This is a genomic window from Bisbaumannia pacifica, from assembly GCF_007989625.1.
Taxonomy (GTDB): domain Bacteria; phylum Pseudomonadota; class Gammaproteobacteria; order Pseudomonadales; family Halomonadaceae; genus Bisbaumannia; species Bisbaumannia pacifica.
The window spans coordinates 1-23,023 of sequence record NZ_BJUK01000021.1; the positions used below are offsets into that span (position 1 = coordinate 1).

Consider the following 23,023-nt stretch of genomic DNA (forward strand, 5'->3'; position numbering starts at 1 on the left):
CATCGTGACCGTGGTCGTTATGGTCGTCGTGATCATCATGGCCATGCGCATGCCCATGATCGTGGCCCTGATAGCCGAGTCGCTCGATGCCCTCGGTGGTGGTGACCAGGGCGCCGGCATAGTCGCTGGAGTCGATCAGCCGCTCCATCCAGCCCTCGAAGCGCAGGCCGTTGAAGACCACCAGGTCGGCCTCGGCGATGGCGCGGGCATCCTGGGGACTCGGCGAGTAGACATGGGCGTCGCTGTCCGGGCCCACCAGGGCGTGCACCTCGACGTGCTCGCCGCCGACGTTTTCCACCATATCGGCCAGGATGCTGAAACTGGCCACCACCGAGAGGCGATCCTCGGCGTAGAGGGGGGCGGTGACGAGGGTCCCGGCGGCACCCAGCAGCATTCCGAGGGCAAGGGGCTTGCGCATATCTCGCTTCCTTATCTTCACGTTAGGGGGCGAGGCCTAGGCGGCCTCACCGGTTTCCAGGGGGGCGGCCCGCCGGCGGTACTTGGCCAGCAGGCTATGGTGGCGACCCAGCAGGGCGGAGAGCACGTAGCCGCTGCCGGCTAGCAGGATGATCGCCGGGCCCGAGGGGATGCTCAGGTGGTACGACAGCAGCAGGCCGCCGCTGCTGGCCAGCATGGCCCAGACCACGGCGACGCCGATCAGCCCCTCCAGGCGCTTGCTCCAGAAGCGTGCCGTGGTGGCCGGCAGCATCATCAGGCCCACCGCCATCAGGGTGCCCAGGGTCTGGAAGCCGGCGGTCAGGTTGAGCACCAGTAGGCCCAGGAAGACGCCATGCACCAGGCCGCTGCGCATGCCCTGGCCGCGCAGGAACAGCGGGTCCAGGCACTCCACCACCAGGGCGCGGAACAGCCAGGCCAGGGTCAGCACGATGACGCTGCTGATGGCGGTGATCAGCACCAGGGCCTGGGTATTGACGGCCAGGATGGAGCCGAACAGCACATGGGTGAGGTCGACGCTGCTGCCGCCCAGGGAGACCAGCATTACCCCGGCGGCCAGTGAGATCAGGAAGAAGCTGGCCATGGCCGAGTCCTCCCGGTGGCCGGTCATCTGCGAGACGCTGCCCGCCAGGGTCGCCACCAGCAGCCCCGAGAGGATACCGCCCAGGCTCATCGCCGGCAGCGAGAAGCCCGCCAGCAGGAAGCCCAGGGCGACCCCCGGCAGGATGGCGTGGGCCATGGCATCGCCGATCAGGCTCATGCCGCGCATCATCAGGAAGACGCCCAGGGGCGGGGCGGCCAGGGAGAGCGCCAGGCCGGCCACGAAGGCGCGCCTCATGAAGCCGTAGTCGAAGGGCGCGATCAACCACTCATGCAGGAGCTCTAGCATGCCTGCACCCCCGGAATCCCCAGGGAGAGCGGCGTGACCCGATCGGCGTGGCCGCCGGCGACTTCCTCCACCGTGGTCCAGCGGGCATGGCCGCCACCCAGCACCACCACCTCATCGGCCAGCCGCGACAGCTGCTCCATGTCGTGGAGCACCACGATAATGGTGGCGCCGGCATCGGCCATCTCGCGCAGCACCTTCATGATCACGCCGACGGTCTCGGCGTCCACGTTGGCGAAGGGCTCGTCGAGCAGCAGCAGCTCGGCCTCCTGCATCAGGGTGCGACCGATCAGGGCGCGCTGCCGCTGGCCGCCGGAGAGCTCGCCCAGCGGGCGGTGAGCCAGGTGCGAGATGCCCAGCCGGCTCATCACCTCGCGCCCCTTGCGGTAGTGGTTCTTGCAGTAGCCCTTGAGCGCCCCATGGCTGGGCCAACTGCCGGTCATCACCAGCTCCTCGACGCTCATCGGGAAGGTCAGGTCCAGGGCCAGCTGCTGGGGCAGCCAGGCGCGATGCTCCTTGGGCACCGTGCACTCCACGCCCCCGGCGATGGGCGCCAGCAGGCCCATGATGCCCTGGATCAGGGTGCTCTTGCCGGCGCCGTTGGCACCGATCAGGGCGGTGATGGCGCCATCCCGGAAGCTTCCCGTGACCCCCTCGAGCACGGTGCGCTTGGCCTGGGCCAGGCTCAGGTCGTGTAGCCGTAGCCGGCTGGAAGCGTCGCCAACCATCAGCCCCACCATCCCGCGGCCCAGGCGACCGTCAACCACAGCGCCGCCAGCGGCGCGGCCGCCAGCAGCAGGCGGCGCCCGGCGGAGAGCGACATCAATGAGAAATGGCACGGCCCTTCCTGGCGGTGCCGGTGTGAGCGGTGTGCCATGCTGCGGCCCTCTCAACCGAAAAGCGTAGATATAACATAACAAGAAAGCCGGAAATGATGACACGACTTCCTGCGACTTGCACCGGGTCTTGGCCCCGAAAGCGGGCAGTATCGAGGATTTTGCACGGAATGGCAGCCCCCGAAGGCCTCATGGCGTCACCGCCCGGCGTAGCCGCGACTGCCGTTGGTGCGCGAGCCAGCCACCCTTGGGCCCCACCAGGACCGATACGACATAGCCGGCGCCGGCCAGCAGCACGATGCTGGGGCCCGCCGGCAGGGCCAGGTGATAGGAGGCCAGCAGCCCCACCAGGCCCGAGACCAGGGCCCAGGCCGTGGCAATGACGATCATGCCCTCCAGGCGCTGGCTCCAGAAGCGCGCCATGGCCGCCGGCAGCAACATCAGGCCCGTCGCCATCAGGGTGCCCAGGGCCTGGAAGCCGATCACCAGGCTGATCACCACCAGGCCCATGAAGAGCGCCTGGGTCCAGCCGGCATGACGCCCCTGCAGGGTCAGGAAGCCGGGATCCAGGCACTCCACCACCAGCATGCGGAAGGTCAGGGCCAGCACCGCCAGCACCAGGCTGCCGGCCGCGGCCACTAGCAACAGCGTCTGGCGATCCACGCCGAGAATCGAGCCGAACAGCACATGCCCCAGGTCCAGGGCATTGCCGGACAGCGAGATGCCCATCACCCCCGCGGCCATGGCCGTCAGGAAGAGGCTGGCCATGGCGGCGTCCTCCCGGAGGCCGGCCACCAGGGAGACGCCCCCCGCCAGCAAGACCGTGACCAACCCGGCCGCCACGCCGCCCAGCATCATCAAGGGCAGGGAGAAGCCCGCCAGCACGAAGGCCAGGGCCACCCCCGGCAGAATGGCGTGGGAGAGTGCCTCGCCCATCAGGCTCATGCCGCGCAGCGTCAGCAGCACTCCCACCACCGGCGTGGTCAGGGCCAGTACCACGCAGGCCGCCAGGGCCCGGCGCATAAAGGCGTAATCGAAGGGGGCGATCAGCCACCCGTGCAAGAGGTCGAGCATGGCAGACTCCATTTTTTGTTATGATATAACATATTTTTAATGCCCATGGCCATGCCTCGAGGCGAGTCGTTCAAGCTTAACCCTGCCCCATGGCGAGCGGCTGGTGTCGCTGTCCTGACAGGCGCCTGGAGCTGGCCAAGATGATGGAGGTCAAGGTGGAGGCAGTGCGTTAGGGGGCAAGGGTGGTGAAGTTGGATTAGGAGTGCTTGGATAGAGGGGGCCATCAGCGTAAGGACTCGTCATGGATGACTTCACCCCCTCCGATCTAAAAACGATCCTGCACTCCAAGCGGGCCAATCTCTACTACCTGCAGCACTGCCGGGTACTGGTCAATGGCGGTCGCGTCGAGTATGTCACCGACGAGGGGCGCCAGTCGCTCTACTGGAATATCCCTATCGCCAATACCACCTCGTTACTCCTGGGTACTGGTACTTCCATTACCCAGGCGGCGATGCGCGAGCTGGCCAGGGCCGGCGTGTTAGTCGGTTTTTGCGGCGGCGGCGGTACGCCGCTATTTGCCGCCAACGAGGTCGATGTGGATGTCGCCTGGCTGACGCCCCAGAGCGAGTACCGGCCCACCGAATACCTGCAATATTGGGTTCGCTTCTGGTTCGATGAGGAGCGGCGCCTGGAAGCCGCCCGGGCGTTCCAACTGGCGCGATTAACCAGGATCGAGGCGCTCTGGACGGGGCGGCCGATCAAGGAAGCCGGCTTTGTCGTGACTGCCGAAGCGCTGCGGAAAGCGCTTGGCCAGCATCGCGAGGCTATCGAAGAGTCGCCCAATACCACCGATCTCCTTACTCTCGAAGCGCGCCTGACCAAGCTGCTGTTCAAGTTAGCCGCCCAGGCGGTGAGCTATGGCGACTTTACCCGCGCTAAGCGTGGCAGCGGTACCGACCCTGCCAACCGCTTCCTCGATCATGGCAACTATCTCGCCTATGGGCTGGCCGCCACGGCCACCTGGGTATTAGGTATCCCTCATGGCCTGGCGGTGCTCCACGGCAAGACGCGCCGTGGTGGCCTGGTCTTCGATGTGGCCGACCTGGTCAAGGATGCCGTGATCCTGCCACAGGCCTTTATCTCCGCCATGCGCGGCGACGAGGAGCAGGAGTTTCGCCAGTCCTGTATCGAACGGCTGACCCGAACCGAATCGCTCGATTTTATGATCGATACCTTGAAGGCGGTCGCCGAGGATCTGGGGGAGGTTCAGGCATGAATGTGCTGCTGGTCTCCCAATGCAGCAAGAACGCGCTGAAGGAGACGCGACGCATCCTGGATCAGTTCGCCGAGCGGCGTGGTGATCGCACCTGGCAGACGCCGATCACCATGGAAGGGCTCGCTACGCTCAGGAAGCTGCTGCGCAAGACGGCGCGCAAGAACACTGCCGTGGCCTGTCACTGGATTCGCGGGCGGGACCATAGCGAGCTTATGTGGATCGTTGGTAATGCCGCCCAGTTCAATACGAAGGGAGCGTCTCCGACCAATACCACACGCCGCAATATCCTGCGTGCCGAGGATGAGAATGACTGGCACAGCGGGCGTCTGATTCATCTGCTGGCGTCGATGGCCGCCCTGTTCCATGACCTCGGCAAGGCTAGTCGCGCATTCCAGGATCGGCTCCATGGGCGTCTGGAGGGGCGCAACCGCTATCGGCATGAATGGGTGTCGCTGCGTTTGCTGGAAGCCTTCGTAGGCGATGACGATGATGATACCTGGCTTGCTCGGCTCGAAAAGCCCTCATCCGACGACGATGCACGTTGGTTGGGCTACCTCAAGAGCGATGGAGTGGCTGACGTCGCCGACGGGGAGAAAACACCTTTTATCCAACTGCCGCCGCTTGCCGCTGCGATTGGCTGGCTGGTCCTGAGTCATCATCGTCTGCCGGCATTGCCGGCCTATGACGATAACGGCCGACAAAAATGGGTCGGGGCTCGCGCCAGCATGAACGCCGCTAACCTGCCAGCGCTTCCCGAGTCCATCACGGCGGCCTGGAACGAATGCGTCGAATTGGCCGAGACACAAGACGTCGGACCGTACTGGGAGTTTCCCCATGGCCTGCCTGTCACGACGGACACATGGCGGCAGCGCAGCCGTCGGCTGGCGCGGCAACTAAAAGAAATTAGGGTATCGACGCCGCCGCTGGAGTCTCCCTACGTCATGCATCTGGCGCGTTTGGCATTGATGCTGGCGGATCACCACTATTCGAGCCTGACCGGCACAGGGCGGCTCCCCGGTGCCTGGTCGACCGCACTATATGCCAATACCACCGTGCTGAATGGCAAGCGTCAGCTATGCCAGCCTCTGGATGAGCACCTGCTGGGCGTAACCCGGGCGGCGGGTGAAATCGTCCATCGTTTGCCGGACATGGCTAGCGCCCTGCCGCGTATTGCACGGCACAAGGGCTTTCGCCAGCGTAGCCGCGACCCTCGCTTTCGCTGGCAGGACAAGGCATTCGATCTGGCGGCAGGTCTGCGCGACAAGGCCCGTGAACAGGGCTTCTTTGGCATCAACATGGCGTCGACTGGCTGCGGCAAGACCATCGCCAATGGCCGCATCATGTACGCCTTGAGTGATCCCGAAGAAGGTGCTCGCTTCTCGATAGCCCTCGGCCTGAGAACGCTCACGCTGCAAACCGGGCAGGTGTACCGTGAGAGGCTTGGGCTGGGTAGCGACGATTTGGCCATCCGGGTGGGTGGCAGTGCCAGCCGCGCACTCTTCGAGTACCAGCAGCACGAGAATGGGGGCTCAGAGTCCCGCGCCGCACTGCTGGATGAGCAGAGCCATGTCCATTTCGAAGGGCAAATCGATGAACACCCTCTGCTATCGCGAGCCGCGAAAGACCCCCATGCCCGAGCGCTGATCGGCGCACCGGTGCTGGTGTGTACCATCGATCACCTGATACCGGCCACGGAAAGTCTTCGCGGCGGTCACCAGATCGCCCCCATGCTGCGGCTAATGAGCAGTGATCTCGTGCTTGATGAGCCGGATGACTTCGATATCAGTGATCTACCCGGCCTGACGCGCTTGGTGTACTGGGCAGGGCTGCTGGGCTCGCGGGTACTGCTCTCCTCGGCCACGCTGCCGCCTGCCCTGGTGCGTGGGCTGTTCGAGGCCTATTGCGCCGGCCGGGCAGAGTACCAGCGGCACCGCGGGGTTCCCGGGACTCCGCTGAACCCCTGTTGTGCATGGTTCGACGAATATGGCTGCGCTCAGCAGCAGTGCGCCGAGGGCGAGCAGTTCGATGCCGCGCACAGGCAGTTTGCTCAGCAGCGCGCCGTTCGGCTAGGGGAGCAGACGCCGGCCCGTCGTGGCTATCTCGTGCCGTTGTCTGCGCCTAGCGCTCATCCGGACGCCGTATATCAGGCGGTCGCGCAGACGATACTCACCCAAGCCTGCTCCCTGCACGAGGAGCACCACTCCGTCGATCCCCGTAGTGACAAGCGAGTCAGCTTCGGCCTGGTTCGCATGGCCAATATCGAGCCGCTCGCTGCCATTGCCCAGGCGCTCTACCGGTCGGAAATTTCGGAAGGGTGGCAAATTCACCTTTGCGTCTACCACTCCCAGTTTCCGTTGCTCCTGCGCTCACGTCTGGAAGCGCGCCTGGACCGAACGCTCGACCGACGTGAGGAGAATGCCGTCTTCGACCTCGCTGACATTCGCGTGCGGCTCGACGGCGGCTCCGCTCAGGATCACCTCTTTATCGTGCTTGGGTCGCCGGTCACTGAGGTTGGTAGGGACCACGATTATGACTGGGCCGTGGTCGAGCCCTCATCGATGCGTTCGATCATTCAGCTTGCCGGTCGCGTGCGGCGCCACCGTCCTACACCCGTTCATGCTCCCAACATTGCACTGCTTGGGACCAACGTTCGGCACCTGAAACGGGTCACGCCGGCCTTTAGCCGTCCAGGTTTCGAGACCGAGCGGGACTGGCCGCTGAAGTCGCACCAACTGGCGGAGCTTCTGAGAGAGTCTGAGATCGAGCATATCGACTCGCGTCCACGTCTGTTGCCGGTGGAGGTGCCAGAGCCGACGCACAAGCTGGTCGATCTCGAGCATGCGCGACTTGCCGCGCTCATGATCGAGGGAGCCGGCGCTGCTCCTAGTCGCCAACGGCGCAGGCGTCGCGGTGAGCCGGCGCAGATTCATCTTGGGGCCTATCTCTTCTATCGCCACGCATCGATGACCCTCGGGGCGCTACCGATACAGCACCACCCCTTTCGGGAGGACAACGAACCGGAGTGCGAATTCGTGCTGCTCCCGGATGAGACAGAGGAAGACTACGGCTTCTGGCGGGTGGAGCAGGATGGCAAGGAGGAAAAGCTGAAGCGCGTGGAGACCGAGCTGGACCGGATACCGGAGGAGGTTTTCCGCCAACCAAGCATCGCGCCCTGGAACGAGCCCGACTACATGGCCGCACTGGCGGACCAAGCCGAGGCCATGGACATGGAGTTAGAGCGCTGCGCCCGGCGCTTCGGTCGCATCCGCTTGAAAACGAACTACGCCCCGCAGGGGTGGCATTTTCATCCAGCGTTGGGATTCGTGAGGAGAAAGTAAGCAGCCGGCCTGGATCGGGCCGGCTGAGGCTGCCTGTGCGGCAGGAGAGGCTTAGCTCGATTGCTAGGCAGTAATTTTCTGAGCTGCTATTTCAGCAGCCATGGGAGTCTACTCGATCCTGATAGCAAACATTAAGCCCTGCTAGGTTTGGTTCTGATTGATAGACTGTAATGGTTGACTTGAGTGCGCGTGGCTATGTAAGGTTGTTTGCGTGGGCAGGGCAATGCCCACGCAAACGGAGAAGCAAAGCTGAGTTGAGCACTTAGCCCCAAGCTCACTGGATCAGTGTGGGCAGGAGGATACGCAGCGTGGCCGGCTACTACCGCAAGATAATAACCGTATGACAGGCTTGCCTGTCTAAACCCACGCCCCGAAGCAGCAGCGACGCTTCGGGGTTCATTATGACATGCCTTGGGATTACCACCCAAGCTAAGGCGGGGAACCTATGTCAGAGCCTCAACCCCATGCGTCTATGCGCGACTTGGTCGAATGGTTCATTCATGACCGTTTCGCGACCAAGACGGAAAAACTCCCAGCGGACGATCCCAAGTATCTTGGTCTCCAGCAGCAGTTCGAGCCACAAGCCTGGCTGGCCGATGCGGCCCGTCGCGTCGGCCAGCTTCAGGTGGTCACGCACTCCCTGAAGGCGATTCACCCGGATGCCAAGGGCACGAACCTCTACGTCGAGCCCGGCCAGCTGAACCAAAGTGGCCTGGTAGGTAGTTACTGCCTGCCTGCCGATTTTCAGGGCGACGTCGTCGGCAACGCGGCAGCACTGGATGTCTACAAGTTCCTGAAACTGGAGTGGCAAGGGCGTACGCTGCTGGAGCGGGCGCTCGAATTCGACGAAGCTTTGATCGATGCCTTGAGCCAGGATCGCGAGGAAGCCGAAAGCTGGGTACGCGCCTTCGCTAGCATCACCGAGCCCAAGGGGATGCCTAGCTCCCATGTGATGGGTAAACAGCTCTATTGGCTGGTCGGCGATGACCCTACCGATGATAAAAGCTACCACCTGCTGGCGCCGCTCTATGCCACTGCGCTTACCCACCGTTTCTATGCGCAGGTCAGTCCCAACACCTGGTTCTTTGGCGATCACAACAAGGCGGCACGTAAGGCGTTGAAAGAAAAGGCGCCATTTGAAAGTGGCTATACTAGCTACCCCAATCTGGCCGTCCAGAAACTCGGCGGCACCAAGCCGCAGAACATCTCGCAGCTCAATAGTGAACGAGGCGGCCAGAATTATCTGCTGGCATCGTTACCGCCAAACTGGGAGTCGCGCGAGGTGTACGCACCGATGCGAGACCCCTTCCGAGCCTTCAAAAGGCGCCCGAACGTTTGGCGCATCGTGGATGAGCTCAAGCGCTTTCTGGAAACGGATCCTGCCAAGAACATGCACACTCGTGACCTGCGCGACGACCTCACCTCTATGCTGGTCGACGAGCTGATGCTGTTCACATTCGATATCCACTCCTTGGCGCCTGGCTGGACGGCGGATGAGAAGTGTCAGTTGGCCCCAGAAGAGCGGTATTGGCTGGATCCAGGGCGAGCCGATGCGGATAGCGAGTTTGCCGAGGCGCGCCGGCAGTCGTGCTGGCATGAAACCATCAGCTCACGTGCGGCCAGTTGGCTTAACCGTGAGCTGAGCGACAAAAGCCCTCTCAGCCTCGGCGATGCGGAGCACCATCACTGGAAACGTCAGTTTGAGGGCATCGTGAAAGAGTTCCGCCAACAGCTCGACGATCTGCAAGAAGCTCTACGTGATGAAGACGATGATCGAGGAGGCGCGGCATGATCCAGCATCTTCTTCTGCTTCCCCGGCTGCGTATCCAGAGCGCCAATACCATCTCCAGTCCAATGACCTGGGGCTTTCCTGCCATGAGTGCCTTCATGGGACTGATGCAGGCGCTGGAGCGCAACCTGCCGGATGATATCAAGCTGGTCTTCAACGAGATCGGGGTGGTCTGTCATCGCCTCGACCCTCAAGTCACATCGGGTGGCTTCACTCGTGCCTTCCACCTTACCCGTAATCCTGTAGACAAGACGGGCAGCACGGCGGCCATCGTCGAGGAGGGCCGAACACATCTGGAAGTCTCGCTACTGATCGGCCTCGAGGCAGACGGTAGCGACGACTTGACAAGCGCAGAGCGCCGCCAGGCCATTGCTCAACAGCTTTATCAGCAAGTGCAGAGTATGCGTATTGCGGGCGGTAGTGTGATGCCCCCCCGCCCTGGCGAACGACGCCACCGGCCGGAACTGATCAGTTTCGATGCCGATGAGGAAAAAGGTACGCAGCAGTGGCGCAGGCTCAAGCGCAAGCTGCTGCCAGGATTTGCGCTGGTACTTCGAGATGATCGGCTCACGGAGCATACCGCCACGCTAAAAGCGAACGATGAAAGTGCTACACCCCTGGACGCCTGGCTCGACCTGTCGCGGCTCAATCACGAGTGCCGGATCACCAAGGGCGAAGACGATAACGGCAAGGAGCAAGTCAGCTGGGAGGCTCGCCGCCCATATCCTGGTTGGCTAGTGCCGATCCCGGTGGGCTACGGTGCCATTTCCGACCTGTTCGATCCAGGTACGGTGGCGAATGCCCGAGACCCAGAGGTGCCGTTCCAGTTCGTCGAAAGCCTCTACTCGATCGGTGAATGGGTAAGCCCTCACCGAATCAAACATCCCGAAGCTCTGATGTGGTTCGTAGAGAATGACCTCGAACGTGGTCTCTATCGCTTGAGCAACGACTATATCGACACTTTGACCAACGACTGACGCAGGATACCTCTCATGGCCAAGAACGACGCACTCAAAACCGCTTCCGTCCTCGCCTTCGAGCGCAAGCTCGATCCGTCCGACGCACTGTTCAGTGCTGGCAACTGGGATGACCGCAATCAATATGCGAAGTGGAGTGGCATCCCAGTCCGAGAAAAATCAGTTCGTGGCACCATTTCCAACCGGCTGAAGGCCAAGGATCAAGATCCGGCTAAGCTAGATGCCGCCATTGAGAACCCCAACCTGCAGACAGTCGATGTCGCAGCGCTGCCGCATGATTCCGATACCTTGTCCGTGCACTTCACACTGCGTGTACTGGCCGGAGCGGGTACGCCTTCCGCCTGCAACAATGCCGAATACCAGAAGAAATTGGCGCAGACGGTAACGGGCTACGTAAACGAGCACGGCTTTGGCGAGCTCGCTCACCGCTATGCCTGCAATCTCGCCAATGGCCGTTTCCTGTGGCGCAATCGTGTCGGTGCCGAAGAGGTCGAAGTCATCGTCAGCCGGATGAAGGATGGAAAAGCTGAGAAGCAGTGGACCTTCAATGCGCTCGATCACTCCCTGCGAAACTTCGAAGGCAGCAAAGAGACTCGTGAGCTAGGCGAGCTCATCAACGAGGCGCTGTCCCGAAAGCACTATCTGCTATTGGATGTGGTGGCCTTTGCCCGTGTTGGTGCCGGGCAGGAAGTCTTCCCTTCACAGGAACTGATTCTGGATCGTAGCCGGGGAGACAAGAGCAAGACACTCTATAGCATTGGTGACGATAAAAATGCCGCCATCCACTCCCAGAAACTGGGCAATGCCCTGCGCACCATCGATACCTGGTATCCGACGCCGGAAGACGGCAGCGACCTTGGCCCTATCGCAGTAGAGCCCTATGGCTCTGTGACCACTCAGGGAAGTGCTTACCGTCAGCCGAAGCAGAAAGTTGACTTCTACAACCTGCTCGATAACTGGCTGTTAAAGGATAAGGTCCCTCCTACAGAACAGCAGCACTTCGTGATGGCGACCCTTATTCGTGGCGGCGTATTCGGCGAAGCGGGGTAAACCATGGATCACTATCTCGATATTCGCCTACGGCCCGATCCGGATTTCCAGCCTGCGATGCTGATGGGGGCGCTATACAGCAAGTTGCATCGTGCTCTTTTCGATCTGGAGGCCGATGATATCGGCGTCAGCTTCCCCGATCACAAGACCGGCGTGCGTGCTCGCACGCCGGGCGATCGGCTGCGATTGCATGCTGATCAGTCGCGATTGGAGGAACTGATGGCGATCCCGTGGCTCACTGGTATGCGCGACCACGTCACATTGGATCCTGTACAAGCAGTCCCCGCTGAAGCGCAGTACCGGATTGTTCGGCGCCGACAGTTCAACACCGGGGGCCTCAGCCGAGCGAAGCGGTATGCACAACGACACGGCATTGAGGTCGAACAGGCGCAGCGCTTGATGGAGGCACCTGCCGCGCGGCAGATCGCCCTGCCTTTCGTGCAGGTCAGCAGCCGCTCCAGTGGGCAGCGGTTTGCGCTATTTATCGAGCATGGCCAACCACAGTCGCAGCCTATTGCGGGTCGCTTCAACTATTACGGATTGAGTGGTAAGGCGACGGTGCCCTGGTTCTGACCCTTTTTACGGGCGCCCCTGAGCGGCTCGAAAAATCAAGAGGTTAGTGGCGCCTCTCTGAAAAGGGAGGCGTTGTCCTATCAAGCCATTGCTCTTTAACAATCAGTAGCTTACCTTTAAATCGTTCTAGTTAGCTGCCGCCCAGGCAGCTCAGAAACCGGAGAAACCCGCTCGATCATGGCCAACGGTGTTAGCTGCCGCCCAGGCAGCTCAGAAAAATGGCGCCGTGGTTAATGGCGCTGGCACCCGGTTAGCTGCCGCCCAGGCAGCTCAGAAATCGATGCCGTTATCGAGACGGACTTTCTTCATGTTAGCTGCCGCCCAGGCAGCTCAGAAAGGAAGGAGGCGCGACTCGTGCACCACGAAGTAGTTAGCTGCCGCCCAGGCAGCTCAGAAAAGGTCGCCGAAAGAGAAACCGCTGGTGTCGATGTTAGCTGCCGCCCAGGCAGCTCAGAAAACCAGATTGCCGGCGAGGTCAAACGCCCCGTCGTTAGCTGCCGCCCAGGCAGCTCAGAAACAACAAGGGCACCAAGCCGGCACCCGGCGGTGGGTTAGCTGCCGCCCAGGCAGCTCAGAAAAAGAGATGGCCAATCAGGCCACGCGCAACGTCGTTAGCTGCCGCCCAGGCAGCTCAGAAATCGACGCTGACGTTGACGTGGGTGCAAACGGCGTTAGCTGCCGCCCAGGCAGCTCAGAAATTGCCGAGGCTTACCCCGGTGAGGTTGTCACTGTTAGCTGCCGCCCAGGCAGCTCAGAAATCGCGGGTGCGGGGGTCGGCCAGGTCGATCTCGTTAGCTGCCGCCCAGGCAGCTCAGAAATGAAGAAGGGCTACAAGTTCCGAAAGGGCGGGGTTAGCTGCCGCCCAGGCAGCTCAGAAACCGTCCTCGGTCATGTTGATGGTGGCCCCCTTGTTAGCTGCCGCCCAGGCAGCTCAGAAATTGAGCCGGCGGCACTCGCGCCACACGGTCACGTTAGCTGCCGCCCAGGCAGCTCAGAAAGTCCAACGCCTACGCGACGAGAACGCCCGCGAGTTAGCTGCCGCCCAGGCAGCTCAGAAAGGACTGATCGCGGAGGGCAGGGCGGATGCCATGTTAGCTGCCGCCCAGGCAGCTCAGAAATGGCCCATCTGGGCCATGCCGGAGGCGATCACGTTAGCTGCCGCCCAGGCAGCTCAGAAAACGCGGACCGGGCGCCAGGCGCTGGGGCTCTAGTTAGCTGCCGCCCAGGCAGCTCAGAAAATCTCCTGGGTGGTGTTGGCCGCCGTGAAGAAGTTAGCTGCCGCCCAGGCAGCTCAGAAAGACATTGGCGGCGAGCATGCCGGCGGCGGCGGGTTAGCTGCCGCCCAGGCAGCTCAGAAACCGGAGATCCCTGAGCATCTGACCGCCCCCCTGTTAGCTGCCGCCCAGGCAGCTCAGAAAGTGACGCCAGGGCTGGCCCTCCCTCGCGGTGCGTTAGCTGCCGCCCAGGCAGCTCAGAAATTGCTCGCTCACCAACAGACCAGGACGTGGGCGTTAGCTGCCGCCCAGGCAGCTCAGAAACGCCAGGGCGTCGGCGAGATCCTCTCGGAGGTGGTTAGCTGCCGCCCAGGCAGCTCAGAAAAAGGAACCAGCCCGGCGCGGATGGCCGCGTAAAGTTAGCTGCCGCCCAGGCAGCTCAGAAAACAACAGGGTCAGCGAGTCACCCCCACGCGATGTTAGCTGCCGCCCAGGCAGCTCAGAAAATCGCCACCCGCCGCTCGGCGCTGATCGCCCGGTTAGCTGCCGCCCAGGCAGCTCAGAAAGGCCGACTCGGTGGCCGCCTGTAGCTCGGCCAGTTAGCTGCCGCCCAGGCAGCTCAGAAAGAGGAGCTGGCCACCAGCTACCAGCGCATCCGGTTAGCTGCCGCCCAGGCAGCTCAGAAACTGGGCAGCACCGGCGGCCATGCTGCTATTGAGTTAGCTGCCGCCCAGGCAGCTCAGAAATCGGCTCCAGCCGGGATGCGGGCACCGGTGCGGTTAGCTGCCGCCCAGGCAGCTCAGAAATCAGCCTGCATATTCCGCGCTGTTGCGCAGTGGTTAGCTGCCGCCCAGGCAGCTCAGAAAACCAGCAGGATATCCCCCGGCCGGGCGTCGGCGTTAGCTGCCGCCCAGGCAGCTCAGAAATCCCACTTGAGGGACTCGACCTGCACGCCATCGTTAGCTGCCGCCCAGGCAGCTCAGAAACGGGGAAACCCGTTCGATCATGGCCAACGGTCGTTAGCTGCCGCCCAGGCAGCTCAGAAATGCAGGGCCGGGCATTCCTGCTCAAGGGCGGCGTTAGCTGCCGCCCAGGCAGCTCAGAAAATGGCGTAGGAGCTATTTTCCATGACGTTGCGGTTAGCTGCCGCCCAGGCAGCTCAGAAACCCAGCCCATCGACGTGATGGCCCGCCGGCCCGTTAGCTGCCGCCCAGGCAGCTCAGAAAAGATCGAGAGCGAGAAGCGCCACGCCGCCAAGGTTAGCTGCCGCCCAGGCAGCTCAGAAACTCAGCCACCATCGCGCAATAGTGACGCGCCTGTTAGCTGCCGCCCAGGCAGCTCAGAAATGGGAACGCGACCATCCCCAGCTACTCAGCCTGTTAGCTGCCGCCCAGGCAGCTCAGAAATACAGCGATGTCTACGCCGCGCTGCGCGAGGTGTTAGCTGCCGCCCAGGCAGCTCAGAAAATAGAGGCCGCCCTGAGCGGCCCCGGTGGCGGGTTAGCTGCCGCCCAGGCAGCTCAGAAATGGATGACCACGCTCTTGGACGACATGGCGGCGTTAGCTGCCGCCCAGGCAGCTCAGAAAAGCGTGACCCAGACGGCGACCAACGCCTATTGGTTAGCTGCCGCCCAGGCAGCTCAGAAATGCCTCACGCAATCTGCGGTCCCTCGCCCGCCGTTAGCTGCCGCCCAGGCAGCTCAGAAAAAAGCGCAGGAGGAATACCGCGAGCAGGTCGAGTTAGCTGCCGCCCAGGCAGCTCAGAAAGACTGGGGCAGTTCCTGGGACTGGTCCTATAGGTTAGCTGCCGCCCAGGCAGCTCAGAAAGTCCAGGGCGTGGGTGGATGGAGGACCATCAGGTTAGCTGCCGCCCAGGCAGCCTAAAAACTTCCTCTCTGGACGGATCTTGGTCAGCGCCGTCGTCACCGTCGAGTAAGCGGCGTGATATTGCCACCTTGGAGCAGTTGCCGCGAGCAGCTTGTGCTGACTTATGGGGGATTGGGAAATTGGCATCAATGGGGGCGGTGATGGCCCCCATGGTCTCCCAGCCTGTTAGGCTTTAGGCAAATCCCTACCGAGGAGCCCGCCTATGTCCACCGAGTCCCCTTTCGACAAGAGCCTGGCCGCCATCGATGCCCTGCATGCCGAGGATCCGCGGCGTATCGAGGTGGAGGGCGAGTCGTTGCCCCTGGAGCTATGGCATGGTCGGCGCATGAGCGCCTGGCTGACGCGCCTGGTGGAGGCCCCCGACGAGTTGGTGCAACTGGCGGTGCGGGCCCAGCATCTGCAGCGCTGGCAGGTGCCGCGTGGCGACTATCCCGAGGGGCGAGTAGGTTACCTGAGCTGGCGGCGCGACCAGGGCCGGCGGGCGGGAGAGACCACGGCGCGGCTGATGCGCGAGGCGGGCTATGCGGCGGAGGACGCCGAGCGAGTGGCGGCGATGGTCCGCAAGCAGGGCCTGGGCCGCGACCCCGGCACCCAGGCAGTGGAAGACTGCGCCTGCCTGGTGTTCCTGGAAAACTACTTCGCCGACTTCTCCCGCCAGGTGGAGCACGATCACTTGATCCGCATCGTGCAGAAGACCTGGAAGAAGATGTCGCCGCGGGCCCATGAGCTGGCCCTGGGCCTGCCCATGGCGGCGGAGGCACGCTCCTTGGTCGAGGAGGCCCTGGCGGGATGAGTGCCCTGTTGCCCTGGCTGGTGGCCCTGGCCGCCGCCCTCGGCGCCCTGTTCAGTGGCCGCGCGGTCTGGCGTCGGCGCGATGTGCGGCGCTGGCCCCGGGTCGAGGCGGTGGTGGTCAGTGCCGCGGTGGAGGAGCTCGAGGCGCACGCCACCCGGCGCGATCGCCAGGGTCCCGAGCCACGCTATCGGCTGCGGGTCCGCTACCGCTTCCGGGTCGGGGAGCGCTCCTATGAGGCGTCGCTGGGGCGCTTCGACGGGGCGCCCGATTTCGCCAGTCGCCGGCAAGCCGAGGCCGCCCTGGCCGAGTATGCCGAGGGGCGCCGGCTATGGGTCCGCTATCGCCCCGACGACCCCCACTGCACCCAGGTCGGCGAGGCGGTCATTCCCTATCGCCGCTTGGGGCTGTGTCTCTTCCTGGCGGCCATGGCCCTGGTCGCCCTGTGGCTGGCCGTGACTTGAAGGGTCCCCGGCCGGCGTGAATCGTCGGCCTTTTTCCTGCCGCTGCCGCTATCCGGTACTTAATATTCGAGTTGCCTTTCCTTGTCGCCGCCGCGAGCATAGGCGCTTTTTGCGCGGAGGAGCCATGCGGCGGTGTCTTGGTTTTTGGCTGGCTTTTTGCCTGCCGGCGGGGGCCTGGGCCGATGTCATTATCGGTAGCTGGAATATTCGTCACCTGGGTTGGAACAACGACAAGGCGATGGCGGAGGTGGCCCATGTGGCCAGCCATTTCGACCTGCTGGCGGTGCAGGAGTTGATGGATCCCGCCGCCCTGGAGCGCCTGGAGGCTCGCCTCGAGGCGCTCTCCGGCGAGGCCTGGTCATCGATGGCCAGCCACGCCCTGGGGCACAGTAGCTATCGCGAGCACTATGGCTTCTTGTGGCGCGACAGCGAGGTGGCCTATGCCGATAGCGCCGTGGTCTTCACCGACCATGGCGACCGCTTCAGCCGAGAGCCCTACTCGGCGCGCTTCCGCGACCGGGACACCCGGGAGGTCTTTACCGCGGCCACCGTGCATGTGGTCTACGGCGATGGCGTGGCCGACCGCCTCCCGGAGATCGAGGCCCTGGCCGACTACTGGCGCTGGCTGGACGAGGTGAACCCGGGCACGCCGCGGCTGCTGATGGGCGACTTCAATCTGGCCCCCACGCATCCGGCCTGGGCGCCGCTGCGCGAGGCGGGGGTGCTGCCGGCCATCACCACGGGACGCACCACCCTGGGGACCGCGCCGGGGGAGTACGCCAACCTCTACGACAACCTCTGGTATGACGCCGCGCATCCGAGTCCCGAGACGGCGGGCATCCTGCGCTTTACCGAGCTGCTACCGCTGAGCCATGCGGCGGCCCGGGCGCGGGTCTCCGATCACCTGCCGGTCTATATGACCTGGAACGGCGGCGAGCTGGTCGCGCGGCCTCGGGAGGGCGGCGTGCACCTGGCGACGCGGGGCGCACCGGGGTGCATCGACCTCAATGCCAGCGATACCGAGCAGCTGGCGAGGCTGCCCCATGTGGGGGCGGCCCGGGCCGCGGCCATCGTCGATGGTCGTCCCTGGGGTGGCAGCGCCGAGCTGACGAGGATCTCCGGTATCGCCGGCGGGCGCCTGGCGGCGATCGAGGCCAGTGGCCTGCTGTGCGGTTCTTGACGAGATACCAGGCGGCGCCTATTCTCACATTCAAATGATAATTGTTATCATTTGAATGTGATCAAGGAGGTCGCCATGACGTATCGCATCAATACCGGACTCCGGGGGGCCAACCCCACCCTGCAGATCTGCGATGCCAGCTCCGGCTCGGTGCGCCTGGCCTGGGAGTACCCGCGGGAGGACGCGGGCCTCTCCACGGAGGACCGCGAGCTATTGGCGATGCGTCGGGAGGAGGCGATTCACGAGCTGTTCCGGCGCCTGTTCCTGTTGACCACCGAGCAGTACCTGAAGGGCGAGCTCTCCGAGGGCCATTGATGGCCGTCGCTGGGCCTCGCCTAGCCTGCCGGGGCGAGGGCCAAGCGCTGGCTGGCCGTCTGGCAGGGCTTGCCGAGGCGTACCCAGAGCTCGCCGCGCCCCAGGTTCATGACCACGCCGAACAGGGTCTCCATGCGTTCCGCCGCCGGCTGCTGGGGGTCGGGGTGGCGGCACAGACCATAGGGAAAGCCCTGGTGGTCGCCGAGGATCTCGAACAGCGCCTCGCCATCCGCCGCCTCCGGGGGCGGCGAGAGTCGCTCGTCCAGGCGCGCCAGGCGGGGGCCGGAGTCGGGGCGCGGGTAGTCCCGCAGGCGCTGGCGCAAGGCGGGATCGCAGAGGTGGTTGGTGTGGGTCACCACGCCGTCCCTGGGCATCAGGCGCCCCGCCGGGCCGGGGTTGACCTCCAGGCCCAGGGCATGGCCCCGGGCGTCGGCCACCAGGAAGTGCGCCGGCGAGGCGACCCCGGCCTCCTCCAGGTGAGCCAGGGCGGTAGCGAAGTCGCGCTCCTCCAGCCATCGGCGCAGGGCGAAGTGGATCGGCAGGCCCTCGCCGCAGGTCCGCGAGCGGATGGCATTGAGGCAGACGCCGAGGCCATGCGCGTTGAGGCCGATCTTGGCCACCATGCCCGCCTCGCCGAGGCTGAGCAGCGCCGGGGCCTCCTCGCCGCGGATCTCCAGGGCGACCACGGCGGCGCCCAGGTCGCCGCGCCAGTCCCAGTTCTGGGCCAGCCACTGCTGGCCGCCTTGCCACAGCGAGAAGGCCGAGCAGCCGTCGCCGGCGTGGGTCAGGGCGATCTCGCTGCGGCAGTTGAGCACCAGGATATCCTCCATCTCGACGCCGGCGCCCCGGGCGATGCCGTCCACCTCGTCGAGGATCGCCGGGAAGTGCGCCTCGATGGCCGGCAGCAGCGCCAGGGCGTCGCGGCGGGCCTGGCCCCAGTCCAGGCCGGCGAAGTCGTGGAAGAGCCGTGCATAGGCCTCGAGCCCGGCCTGGATGGTCGCGCCGTGGGCCTCGCCATGGCCGTGCCCCAGCGCCCGGCGGTCGCCGCTCAGTCGGGTGACGGCGAGCATCTATAGCACCTCGCCGGCCAGCGCCAGGGGCGCGAGCAGGCTCAGGGCGAGGGCGGCGAGGGGGGCTCGGGAAGCCATGGGCGATCTCCTTGTCGGGGGCCGGCTTCAGTATAGAAGCCGCCAGGGGGAGACCGATGGCCGCCGCCAGCGTTGGTGACGGGCACTTGTCTTTTCCTCGGGGGGCTTCCAGAGTTAAGTCGTCACTCCTCAATCAGCAACAGCGAGAACAATCATGAAGAAGGCTCTGTTAGCGATGGCCGTGGCGGCATCCGCCACGGCGCTGGCCGGCGCGGCCCAGGCCGAGGTCAAGGTGGGCTTCCTGGGAGGCTTCACCGGGGGGATCGAGAGTCTGACGCCGCCGATTCATGACGGCGCCCGCCTGGCGGTGGAGCAGGTCAATGCCCAGGGCGGCATCCTCGGCGGCGAGACCCTGGTGATGCCCACCGGCGACACCACCTGTAGCGATGCCTCGGCGGCCTCCAACGCGGCGGATCGCATGGTCAATTCCGAGCAGGTCACCGCCATCGTCGGCGCCCTGTGCACCGGGGCCACCGTGGCGGCGGCCAACAACGCCGGCATACCCGGTGGCGTGGTGATGGTCTCGCCGGCCTCCACCGCTCCGGCGGTCTCCGACCTGGACGACAACGACCTGGTGTTCCGCACCGTGCCCTCCGACGCCTTCCAGGGCGAGATGCTCGCCAAGCTGGTGTTGCAGAAGGGCATCGACGAGGTGGCGGTCACCTATGTGAACAACGACTACGGTCGCGGCCTGGCCGATGCCTTCACCACCACCTTCGAGGCCGAGGGCGGCATGGTGGCGGCCAACCTGGCCCACGAGGACAACCGCGCCGACTACCGCTCCGAGCTGGGCTCGCTGTCGGCCTCCGGCACCCAGGCCCTGGTGGTGCTGGCCTATGCCGATACCTCCGGCCAGACCATCATGCGTCAGGCCTACGAGAGCGGCATGTTCACCCAGTACATCGGCGCCGACGGCATGGTGGGCGACAGCCTGGTGGAGGCGATCGGTGCCGATGTCCTCGAGGGGATGATCGCCACCCGCCCGGGCAGCCCGGATATTCCCGGTGCCGAGCTATTCGCGGAGATGGCCACCGAGGCGGGCATCGACCCCAGTGCGGTGTTCGCCGCCCAGGCCTACGATGCCGCCTTCCTGCTGGCCCTGGCCATCGAGCAGAACGGCAGCGCCGAGCGCGAGGGGCTCTCCGCGGCGTTGCGCAGCGTGTCCAGCGCCCCCGGCGAGGTGATCCTGCCCGGCGAGTGGGAGAAGGCGGTGGAACTGATCGCCGCCGGCGAGGAGATCAACTACGAGGGCGCCTCCGGCAGCCACGAGTTCGACGACAATGGCGACGTGCCCGGGGTGGTGGTCGAGATGACCGTGGAAGACGGCCGCTTCGTGACCAAGGACTTCCTCGACCTCTAGACGTCTTTGATCCCTAGAAGGACGGCCTGTCTCGATCGACGAGTTAGTGCCGCAGCGAAGCCAAGGCCCCGCATAAGCGGGGCCTTTTCGTTGGCGCTCGGCGCGCCGTTGACGACTTCGTGTTATCGGCCTGGCTTGAAAGCGCTGCCTGATTAACCCATTGCCACCGTTAGCCGTGGTGCTTGACCTTCTCCGGCAGCAGCCCCTTGGGGGCGAAGCGCAGCACCAGGGTGATCAGCAGGCCGATCACCAGCACCCGGGCCTGCAGGGCGCGACTCTGCATGTCGGCGGGGTCGACCCAGCCCAGGCCCTCGCCGAGGCTGGAGGCCAGCTGCATCAGGTAGAGGGCCAGGGGCTCCGACATGATCCAGATCAGGTAGACCAGCACGGCGCCGATAATGGTGCCCAGGTTGTTGCCGGGGCCGCCGAGGATCACCATCACCAGCACCAGGAAGGTGTGGTTGAGGGGCAGGTAGCCCTGGGGGTCGAAGATGCTGTTGAAGCTGGTCAGGGCGGCGCCGCCGATGCCCATCAGGATGCAGCCCAGCACGAAGATCTGCAGGCGGCGGCGGTTGACGTCCTTGCCCATGGCCGCCGAGGAGATCTCGTTGTCGCGGATGGCGCGGATGGTGCGCCCCCAGGCGGCGTTGTAGGCGCGGTGCAGCAGGAAGAAGATCACGGCGATGATCAGCGCGGTGACCACCAGGTAGATCGAGCGCGCCATCACGAAGCCCAGCTCGCCGGGCCCGGGGGTGGGCCAGGGCAGCGGCGAGACGGTGGCGGTGCCGCGGGTCAGCCAGTCGGAGTTCTTGAGGAAGGCCTTGATGATCTCGGCGATGCCCAGGGTGGCGATGGCCAGGTAGTCGCTGCGCAGCCCCAGGCAGATATGGCCGATAAAGTAGCCCACGCCGCCGGCCAGGGCGCCGCCGACGACCCAGCCGACCCCGGTGGGCAGCCCCAGGCCGCCGATAAAGCCGACCCGGGACTCGATCTCGTCGGTGACCCCGCGTAGCAGGCTGATCACCACCAGGTAGAGCAACAGTGCCAGGACCACGGCGATCAGGGTGCGCAGCGTCTTCGGCACCCCCAGGCGATCGAGGCGGGTGGCGCCCCACACCAGGACGATGGCGGCCAGGGCATAGAGCAGTACCCGCCCCAGCTCGAAGGGCAGCTCGCTGGCCCAGAAGGCCTCGTTGACCGGCACGCTGAAGGTCATGGCGCAGACCCCGCCCAGGGCGACGAAGCCCATCACCCCGGCGTTGAACTGGCCGGCATAGCCCCACTGGATGGTCAGGCCCAGGGCCAGGATGGCGTAGCAGGCCGCCTCCACCAGCATGCGGGTGCTGTAGGCCCCGCCCATGATGGCGTAGACCGCCAGGATGGCCGCCGCCAGGGCGAGACACAACGATAGCTCGCGGAGCGGGAAGCGGCTCGGCTGCTCGGCAGTTGCAGGCTTGTTCATCAGATCACCTTCCCCTTGAAGATGCCGGTGGGGCGCCATACCAGGATGGCCACCAGGATGAAGAAGGGCACCACGATCTTGTACTCGGTGCCGACGAAGGCGAGGTTACGGGGCAGCTCCAGCCAGTCGGGGAAGTGCTGCTGGAGGGGCCGCAGCAGCACCGCCCAGTTGAACACCGCCAGGGTCTCGGCGAAGCCCACCACGAAGCCGCCGGCGATGGCCCCGTAGGGGTGGCCCACGCCGCCGACGATGGCCGCGGCGAAGATCGGCAGCAGCAGGAAGAAGCTGAGGTCCGGCTTGAAGGCCACGTCCAGCGACAGCAGGGTGCCGGCCACCGCCGCCAGGCCGCCGGCGATGATCCAGGTGATGGTGACGATGCGACTGGTGTTGATCCCCGAGGCCCGCGCCAGGTCGGGGTTGTCGGACATGGCGCGCATCGCCTTGCCGGTGCGGGTGCGATTGAGGAAGAGGTGCAGCCCGATCACCGCCGCCAGGGTGAGGATAAAGAGAATCACCTGGGGCTCGGTGACGATGATCGGCCGGGTGACCGACTCGAAGGGCAGCTCCAGGCGGAAGATCTCCTTGCGCTCGGCGATATACAGGCTCTGGGCCCGGGTGCCGGCGAACAGGCGGATCAGCCCCTGCAGGATCAGCGCGACCCCCAGGGAGCCGATCACCATGACGATGGGTTTGACCCCGTGGGCCCGCAGCGGCTTGTAGAAGCCCTTGTCGATGCCCACCGCCAGCAGCGCGGTGAGTGCCATGGCCAGGGGCAGCATGACCACGGCGGTGGGCAGTCCCACGGCGCCACCGACCTCGGGGAAGGCGGTGGTCAGCACCAGCACCATCAGGGCGCCGAAGGTCATCATGTCGGCATGGGCGAAGTGGGCGAAGCGCATGATGCTGAAGATCAGCGTCACCCCCACCGCGCCGATGGCATAGATGGAGCCGGTGACGCTGCCGGCCACCACCACGTTATTGATAAAGAAGACCAGTTCGTTCAAGGCGT

19 protein-coding genes and 1 CRISPR repeat array are annotated in these 23,023 nt (G+C 64.6%); of the genes, 11 read left to right on the forward strand and 8 right to left on the reverse strand.

The features are described from left to right. From HPA02_RS10225 to HPA02_RS10240, 5 genes are all read right to left on the reverse strand, one after another. The coding region (locus HPA02_RS10225) for a metal ABC transporter solute-binding protein, Zn/Mn family (protein WP_244945906.1) at nt 1-394 on the reverse strand (394 nt) is incomplete at its 3' end. A gap of 60 nt (nt 395-454) precedes the next feature. Continuing rightward, nucleotides 455-1,345, reverse strand: a complete 891-nt coding sequence (locus HPA02_RS10230) for a metal ABC transporter permease (protein ID WP_146803092.1) — start codon at nt 1,343-1,345, stop codon at nt 455-457. Next, a complete protein-coding gene (locus tag HPA02_RS10235) occupies nt 1,339-2,070 on the reverse strand; it encodes a metal ABC transporter ATP-binding protein (RefSeq protein ID WP_146803093.1) in 732 nt (243 codons plus the stop codon). Before HPA02_RS10235 ends, HPA02_RS10230 begins: the two co-directional genes overlap by 7 nt. Further along, entirely contained in the window at nt 2,070-2,219 is a 150-nt protein-coding gene (locus HPA02_RS18225; protein WP_186809968.1) for a hypothetical protein, read from the reverse strand. The genes HPA02_RS10235 and HPA02_RS18225 overlap by 1 nt, the downstream gene beginning before the upstream one ends. Nucleotides 2,220-2,367: 148 nt before the next feature. Then, entirely contained in the window at nt 2,368-3,252 is an 885-nt protein-coding gene (locus tag HPA02_RS10240) for a metal ABC transporter permease (RefSeq protein WP_146803094.1), read from the reverse strand. Nucleotides 3,253-3,493: 241 nt separating this feature from the next. On the opposite strand from HPA02_RS10240, the gene cas1f reads away from it, so the two are divergent. From cas1f to HPA02_RS10290, 10 genes are all read left to right on the forward strand, one after another. Next, nucleotides 3,494-4,468, forward strand: a complete 975-nt coding sequence (gene cas1f / locus HPA02_RS10245) for a type I-F CRISPR-associated endonuclease Cas1f (protein ID WP_146803095.1) — start codon at nt 3,494-3,496, stop codon at nt 4,466-4,468. Beyond that, complete coding sequence (gene cas3f / locus HPA02_RS10250; protein ID WP_146803096.1) at nt 4,465-7,806, forward strand: type I-F CRISPR-associated helicase Cas3f; 3,342 nt, start codon at nt 4,465-4,467, stop codon at nt 7,804-7,806. Before cas1f ends, cas3f begins: the two co-directional genes overlap by 4 nt. A 445-nt stretch (nt 7,807-8,251) precedes the next feature. Then, on the forward strand, nt 8,252-9,598 hold the full coding sequence (gene csy1 / locus HPA02_RS10255) for a type I-F CRISPR-associated protein Csy1 (RefSeq protein ID WP_146803097.1): 1,347 nt from the start codon (nt 8,252-8,254) through the stop codon (nt 9,596-9,598). After that, nucleotides 9,595-10,572: a type I-F CRISPR-associated protein Csy2 gene (csy2, locus tag HPA02_RS10260; protein WP_146803098.1), complete on the forward strand. Its 978-nt coding sequence runs from the start codon at nt 9,595-9,597 to the stop codon at nt 10,570-10,572. The genes csy1 and csy2 overlap by 4 nt, the downstream gene beginning before the upstream one ends. A 15-nt stretch (nt 10,573-10,587) precedes the next feature. Continuing rightward, the gene (gene csy3 / locus HPA02_RS10265; RefSeq protein WP_146803099.1) at nt 10,588-11,622 is read left to right on the forward strand and encodes a type I-F CRISPR-associated protein Csy3; all 1,035 of its coding nucleotides are present in this window, start codon (nt 10,588-10,590) and stop codon (nt 11,620-11,622) included. Between the two features lie 3 nt (nt 11,623-11,625). Next, a complete protein-coding gene (cas6f, locus tag HPA02_RS10270; RefSeq protein ID WP_146803100.1) occupies nt 11,626-12,195 on the forward strand; it encodes a type I-F CRISPR-associated endoribonuclease Cas6/Csy4 in 570 nt (189 codons plus the stop codon). Between the two features lie 129 nt (nt 12,196-12,324). Continuing rightward, a CRISPR array of direct repeats spans nt 12,325-15,295; the repeat unit is 28 nt; unit sequence GTTAGCTGCCGCCCAGGCAGCTCAGAAA. A 202-nt stretch (nt 15,296-15,497) separates the two neighbouring features. Further along, entirely contained in the window at nt 15,498-16,088 is a 591-nt protein-coding gene (locus tag HPA02_RS10275) for a DUF4202 domain-containing protein (protein WP_146803101.1), read from the forward strand. After that, nucleotides 16,085-16,549, forward strand: a complete 465-nt coding sequence (locus HPA02_RS10280; RefSeq protein ID WP_146803102.1) for a DUF3592 domain-containing protein — start codon at nt 16,085-16,087, stop codon at nt 16,547-16,549. Before HPA02_RS10275 ends, HPA02_RS10280 begins: the two co-directional genes overlap by 4 nt. Before the next feature lie 124 nt (nt 16,550-16,673). Continuing rightward, on the forward strand, nt 16,674-17,729 hold the full coding sequence (locus tag HPA02_RS10285) for an endonuclease/exonuclease/phosphatase family protein (protein ID WP_146803103.1): 1,056 nt from the start codon (nt 16,674-16,676) through the stop codon (nt 17,727-17,729). Nucleotides 17,730-17,804: 75 nt separating this feature from the next. Beyond that, complete coding sequence (locus HPA02_RS10290) at nt 17,805-18,044, forward strand: hypothetical protein (RefSeq protein WP_146803104.1); 240 nt, start codon at nt 17,805-17,807, stop codon at nt 18,042-18,044. A gap of 20 nt (nt 18,045-18,064) precedes the next feature. On the opposite strand, the gene HPA02_RS10295 is transcribed toward HPA02_RS10290, so the two are convergent. Continuing rightward, nucleotides 18,065-19,114, reverse strand: coding sequence for a C45 family autoproteolytic acyltransferase/hydrolase (locus HPA02_RS10295; RefSeq protein ID WP_146803105.1), 1,050 nt, complete (start codon nt 19,112-19,114; stop codon nt 18,065-18,067). A gap of 232 nt (nt 19,115-19,346) precedes the next feature. On the opposite strand from HPA02_RS10295, the gene HPA02_RS10300 reads away from it, so the two are divergent. Then, complete coding sequence (locus HPA02_RS10300; RefSeq protein ID WP_232341177.1) at nt 19,347-20,552, forward strand: ABC transporter substrate-binding protein; 1,206 nt, start codon at nt 19,347-19,349, stop codon at nt 20,550-20,552. 169 nt (nt 20,553-20,721) lie between these two features. On the opposite strand, the gene HPA02_RS10305 is transcribed toward HPA02_RS10300, so the two are convergent. Then, nucleotides 20,722-22,014, reverse strand: a complete 1,293-nt coding sequence (locus HPA02_RS10305; protein ID WP_146803107.1) for a branched-chain amino acid ABC transporter permease — start codon at nt 22,012-22,014, stop codon at nt 20,722-20,724. Beyond that, entirely contained in the window at nt 22,014-23,018 is a 1,005-nt protein-coding gene (locus tag HPA02_RS10310; protein WP_146803108.1) for a branched-chain amino acid ABC transporter permease, read from the reverse strand. The genes HPA02_RS10305 and HPA02_RS10310 overlap by 1 nt, the downstream gene beginning before the upstream one ends. Nucleotides 23,019-23,023: the final 5 nt, after the last annotated feature.